The sequence below is a fragment of the Gillisia marina genome (assembly GCF_000258765.1).
Lineage (GTDB): Bacteria > Bacteroidota > Bacteroidia > Flavobacteriales > Flavobacteriaceae > Gillisia > Gillisia marina.
Genome location: NZ_AJLT01000026.1, coordinates 1 through 796, shown reverse-complemented (window position 1 = coordinate 796; position 796 = coordinate 1). Strand labels below are relative to the sequence as shown.

General features: G+C 32.8%; 1 protein-coding gene. It reads right to left on the bottom strand.

The window, feature by feature from the left end:
* Positions 1 to 474 precede the first annotated feature (474 nt).
* On the bottom strand, positions 475 to 796 hold a 322-nt coding region (locus tag ON07_RS16525), incomplete at its 5' end, for a hypothetical protein (RefSeq protein ID WP_033445062.1).

Here is a 796-nt window from a genome sequence, read left to right as displayed (position 1 = left end):
AAGTGTCCTGAATATCAGAACCTGAAACATCGGTTTCCTCCTTGCTACAAGAGGTGAAAAGTAATGCAAAGACTGCCAAGAGGGTTATTGTGTATTTAAAATTTTTCATAATTAATAGTTTATATTACTAACATCTAGAATGGTAAATAAATGAATCTTCTTAATATTAGAGCGATCAAAAAGCTTTAGAACTCTTTAATCGCTCTTTATTTATTAATATTTACATTTTGAAATTATCATTTACCTTATTCTTTATTAAATCAGGAAGGACAATTTCCTTTTTGAACCCTAATTTTAATGTAGAACCCACCATTTGCAAGAACCGTAGGCGTAATTACATCACCTTCAAGTTTCTCTGTAAATTGATCGTTGTGAATACAATCTGGATTACAACGCTTATCATTACAAACATTAGCAGTTGTATTTGCAGGTAATCTAGCTTCTATAGAAAAGGCCGTGATAGTACCTTGAACATCAAAAAAATTGTACTCTTAGATCTCCATCATCATTAAATTTGAATTCAACACTGGCTATCTTGGTCATAGTACCTTCTCGATATAATTCGAAAGTATCATCGAAATTACCAGGAGTTATATATATGAATTCATCTTCTCCCAAATCTCCAGATTCGGCCAAAAATCCATAAATCCCACCTTCACATAAGAAATCACATCCCTCAGTAGTAGAACCATTACTCTCATTTGGAACACAGAAAGGATCACCAATAGGAGGAGTATCACCACAATTGATTCTTAAATGCTCATAACGTGGAGTATCCAATAATTGACCATCAATA